Source organism: Oribacterium sp. NK2B42, assembly GCF_000424445.1.
Lineage (GTDB): Bacteria > Bacillota > Clostridia > Lachnospirales > Lachnospiraceae > Oribacterium.
The window spans coordinates 1-5110 of record NZ_AUJX01000081.1; the positions used below are offsets into that span (position 1 = coordinate 1).

Consider the following 5110-nt stretch of genomic DNA (forward strand, 5'->3'; position numbering starts at 1 on the left):
TGAATTTGAAGAAAAGGAATTTCTGAAAAAAAGATTAAACTAACGTATTAAAAAAGAACGCTATTGAAAACACCCATAGCGTTCTTTTTTTTATTTGAAAGGTAATTAAGATCAATATAGTTACAGGCTTTACTTCACCACCATATAGAAGCGCATCTATCTGATCCTTTATGAGTTTATCCATGGCCCCATCATCTTTTTTATTATTTTTATCGGGCAGCCGATATATGAGATATCAATGTTTTTTTTAAGGAGGAACAGCATGGAAAAAGAATACATTGACTACAGTGCACAGGCACGGACGAATCCCGTTTTTATGACGGCTAAGACGGCGGTATGCCTGATGGCGCAGGCCGGTATCCCGGATGCCGCCGAAATCGTCCATAAGGTCAGGATCCTGGAACCCGAAACGCACATGCTGTACCGCGACCGCAGAATGTTCCTTGAAAAGACCGCGCCGGATCAGATCAAGCCGATCCGCGTTCTGGATACGCAGCGCAATAAGGAGTTCTTCATGGCGCTTTCCGAAGAATAAGTCAGGGGGACGGTTCTTCTGACGTGATGACGGGGTTGAAAAGCCGGTTTGCCTACAGTAATGTACTTGATAAGTATGAAAATCTTGATAAGCTTCCGGATAATCTTACCGCAGTGGTATTTGATGTGAACGGACTTAAGCGTATCAATGACAGTCTGGGGCATAAGGCCGGTGATGAGTTGGTGCAGGGTGCCGGAGAATGCCTGAAGAAAGCCTTTAGTGATTACGGAGAGTGTTATCATATAAGTGGCGATGAGTTTGTGGCTCTTTTAGAGGTTGATCCGGATTACCTTAATGAAGCGATGGTTGGATTCAATGATATCGTTGCCTCCTGGAGGGGTGAGCATATAGACAGCATAAGTGTATCCGCAGGCTATGCTGTAGCAAAAGATAATCCCGGAAACATCAATAATCTCATTTCTATAGCAGATGCGATGATGTACGAGAATAAGCGTAGTTACTACAGTAAAAAGGAAAACTGCAGACGAAAAAACACAGGTTAGAAAAACATCCCGGATTCAAGGCGAGCGCCATGATCCGGGATGTTTTCTATATAGTGAAGTATCAGATGTCAATATGTCCTTACGAGCAAGCTTGACGGACATATTGCCGCCTGATACTAGACTGGCTGCTTTTGCCGAGTCACGTCAGTAAGCGAGACCAGTTGGTGGATTGATAGCAATGCATATATTTCATCACAAAACACAAAAGCTTCATTTTTCAATTGGTCTTTCTATGATGCTGATTGCTCAATTGATTATGATTATTTTTTTTACTACTTTATACTGATATTTGGTGAGTTTGAGCCGATTGATTTTATGATGGTTGCCCCGGTTCCGTAGGAAATCCGTGAAGTTGTAACCAATGTATCAATCTCGGCTGTTAAGGATAAGGAGGAGCAATGGTAGAAAAAGGAAAAGAAGGAAAACTGACAGTAAGGGGTCGTGTGGACTCACTGAATTGCCAGGAGTTTGAGACTGAAATTATGGGAGTCTGTAATCCGGGAGAAGATGTTTGGATAGATGCCTCTGAACTGTCCTATATATCTTCAGCAGGACTTCGCGTGCTTTTGAAATTAAAAAAAGCTATCAAGGCGGAGGTCATTGTCGAAAATGTTTCACCTGAAATCTATGATATTTTTGAAGTCACCGGTTTTACGGAAATACTGAAAGTAGAAAAGAAACTCCGTGAGATCAGTGTAGATCAATGCGAGGTGATAGGAGAGGGTGCCAACGGAAAAGTATACCGTCTGGATGATGAAACAATCATCAAGGTGTTCGCTCCGGGAGTTCCGATGAAGGTTGTACAGGAGGAACGTGATGTGGCCCGTGCAGCTTTTGTTGCCGGTGTGCCAACAGCAATTTCTTATGATGTGGCAAAAGTCGGCGATAGTTTCGGAGCAGTCTATGAAATGCTGAATGCCAAAACACTCTCTGCTTATATCATGGAAGATACTACCCGCGCAGAAGAGATGGGAAGACGTATGGGGAAGCTCTTAAAGGAGCTTCATGCGACACCGGGCAATAACTCAAAACTTACCAACATGCTTGAAATGTATAAGAGCAGGGCAAAAGGTATGGCGAAGTATCTTACACCTGAGGAAGATGCAAAACTTCTCAGTGTATATGAGGCGCTGGAGGATTGCAACACCATGCTGCATGGTGATTATCACGCCAAAAATATAATGTATATGAATGATGAACTTATCTTCATAGATATGGGAGATGTTGGATACGGGCACCCTCTGCTTGATCTGGGAAGTTCATACCTTGGCATGGTGCATGTTGGTGAAACAAATCCTGAATCTGTTCCGAAATATCTGGGCATGGATTATGAAACAGTAAAGATAGTATGGAATAGCATGCTGCTGACGTACTTTGGTGAAGATCATGTTGAGGAAGGACGAGCCTTGGCAAAGATATACGGAGAAGCCAAATATATGCTCGTACCTTATATTTATACAAAAATGACCGAAGACATGATAGCAGGTTTCGTGGAGAGAACCAGAAAAAGCGGACTGATCAGTGCTGATTTTGACATTTCTCCGGCATTAAACAGAACAATCAAGTTTTAAACTTTTTTAAAATATAAAACATCCGGATTTGAAAAAATCGTATGTAACATGAGCTAAACAGCATCAATATACGATCTATATCAAATTCAGATAATTGAGGTATAAAATATGAAGAAAAACAAGATGAAGTTTTTTATCTTAACAGCTTTAACCTTGAGCATACTTAACTCCTGTGGTTCAAAAGGTAATTCAGTCAATACGGATACAGCAACAACCGCAGTTGCAGAAACTAAAGAAACGCTGCAAAAACAGACTGAAACAATGGATAATACTGTTTCAGAGACAAGCGACACTTCGGTGGAAAGAAGTGATGGATCGACTGAAACAGCATCAGTGAAGGAGGCCGAGGCAACTGCGGATGAAATTACAGTGGAGAGCCAGACTATCTCTATGACGGGCATAGGAAATGCACGAGAACTCGGAGGATACAAAACTGACGACGGTCTGATGATCAGGCATGGTGTATTACTTCGTACGGCGGCGCTTGCCAAAGCTTCGGAAGAAGATATTAAACGTCTTGTGGATGAATATGGACTTGCTACGGTTATTGATTTCAGAATGACCATGGAAAATGCAAGTGCACCTGATCCCGAGATACCGGGTGTAGAAAATTTAAGTGTCCATATCATAGATGAAGAAGTACTTAGTAAGAAAAATGCTGATAATGCCCAGGATTCCACGTCAAACATAGACATGAGTGATCCGATTTCAAAACTTGATATGGCGATCAAGCTTGGCATCCTCAGTGACCGGATGTATATTGATTTTCTTTCCTCAGATGCAGGTAAGGCAGGATATACAAAGTTCTTTGATGAGTTAAAGGAGCTTCCTGAGGGTAAATCACTCCTTTTCCACTGCACACAGGGTAAAGACCGTACCGGCTGCGGAGCCATGCTGATTCTTTCTGCACTTGGAGTTCCTGAGGAAACCATAATGAAGGATTATCTTCTGACCAATGAATTTAATGCTGAGAAGATTGCGGGAGAAAGAAAGCTTTTGGAATCAAGGGACATTGATGAGGACAAATATAATCTATATATGCTTGGGATGGATGAGGTTTTTCCTGAAACAATGACAAATGCACTTGAATGGATAAAAGCTGAATATGGTTCACCTGTTGAATATATCAAGAAAGAGCTGGGCGTGTCGGATGCTGATATTGAAGCGCTGAAGGATAAATTTTTGACAGAAGCATAAGTGCAGAAAAGCTTAGGAGAACAGACTATGAAAACCACAACGGAAAACAAACGTTATACCATCTGTCTTGATAAGCGTATAGATGGAAGCAATGCTGCGGAGGTTGAAAAAGAGATTTTTGCCCTGGCTGAAAACCGTGGGGAGAATGACCTTTTCATTGATGCTGATGGCCTCGAGTATATATCTTCAGCCGGTCTTCGCGTGTTGATGAAACTATGTAAATCTGTAAAAACAAAACTTCCTATTGTCAATGTTTCTCCGGAAGTATATGACATATTTGAAACTACCGGCTTCACAGAAATCCTGGATGTGAGAAAAAAGCTTCGTGAGATAGATGTTACCGGATGCCCGGTTATAGGGCAGGGCGGAAATGGTACTATTTACAGATTGGATGATGATACCATCGTTAAAGTATATAAGCCATGGATGAGCGTGGACGAAATCGAACGGGAGAGAAAATATGCCCGTACAGCATTTATAAACGGTATTCCTTCTGTTATTGCCTATGATACTGTTAAATGCGGTGATTGCCTTGGCGTCGTTTTCGAGATGCTGAAAAGTGATACTTTGGGTCATGCTATGATGAATAATCCGGAGTTACTTGATGATTACGTAGATAAGTATGTGGAATTGGCAAAAAAACTACACTCTACTCACATCAAAGATGGAGGATTTGACCGTATCCAGGATGTTTACCATGGCTATGCAGATAATCTTAAAGAGTGGTGCTCAGATGAAGAAATTGCACTTTGCCATAGTATCATAGATGAGATACCTGAGGTAGATACTGTTACTCACAATGACCTTCATCCGGGTAATATTATGATCCAAAACGATGAACTTTTGCTCATAGATATGCCTGCAGTTACAATGGGACCACCGGTTTGCGATATGGTATCCATATATCGCGATATGATTGTAGCACCTGCGGGGGCTGAGGCAGCCAGTATCGAACGCAGTACAGGTATGAGTAAGGAAATGGTTATAAAGGTTGGAAACATGTTTTTCCAGAGGTACACAGGTATAACAGATCCTGAACAGCTAAAAGCATATTATGATAAAATCGGTCTTTTGTATGCGTTTAATGTTGCGCTTATGCCGGGTGCAGGTTCCGAAAAGGCAATGAAGCTGGCACCTATACTGATAGATAAATTGTTAAGAAAGATTGTGGTTCCGAATGAAAAAGCGATCAGACAGCTTTTTAAAGTAATGTGAATTTGAAGAAAAGGAATTTCTGAAAAAAAGATTAAACTAACGTATTAAAAAAGAACGCTATTGAAAACACCCATAGCGTTCTTTTTTTT

The 5110-nt window shown here is 41.3% G+C and carries 5 protein-coding genes; all 5 read left to right on the top strand.

The features are described 5' to 3' along the window. Window positions 1-262: 262 nt before the first annotated feature. Window positions 263-535, top strand: a complete 273-nt coding sequence (locus G625_RS0114335) for a hypothetical protein (RefSeq protein ID WP_029201645.1) — start codon at window positions 263-265, stop codon at window positions 533-535. Window positions 536-561: 26 nt separating this feature from the next. After that, a complete protein-coding gene (locus tag G625_RS0114340; protein WP_044932949.1) occupies window positions 562-1038 on the top strand; it encodes a GGDEF domain-containing protein in 477 nt (158 codons plus the stop codon). A gap of 398 nt (window positions 1039-1436) precedes the next feature. Continuing rightward, complete coding sequence (locus G625_RS21545; protein WP_049895926.1) at window positions 1437-2609, top strand: phosphotransferase; 1173 nt, start codon at window positions 1437-1439, stop codon at window positions 2607-2609. 108 nt (window positions 2610-2717) lie between these two features. Continuing rightward, window positions 2718-3806, top strand: a complete 1089-nt coding sequence (locus G625_RS0114350) for a tyrosine-protein phosphatase (protein WP_029201647.1) — start codon at window positions 2718-2720, stop codon at window positions 3804-3806. A 27-nt stretch (window positions 3807-3833) separates the two neighbouring features. Continuing rightward, a complete protein-coding gene (locus G625_RS21550; RefSeq protein ID WP_049895927.1) occupies window positions 3834-5021 on the top strand; it encodes an anti-sigma factor antagonist in 1188 nt (395 codons plus the stop codon). Window positions 5022-5110: the final 89 nt, after the last annotated feature.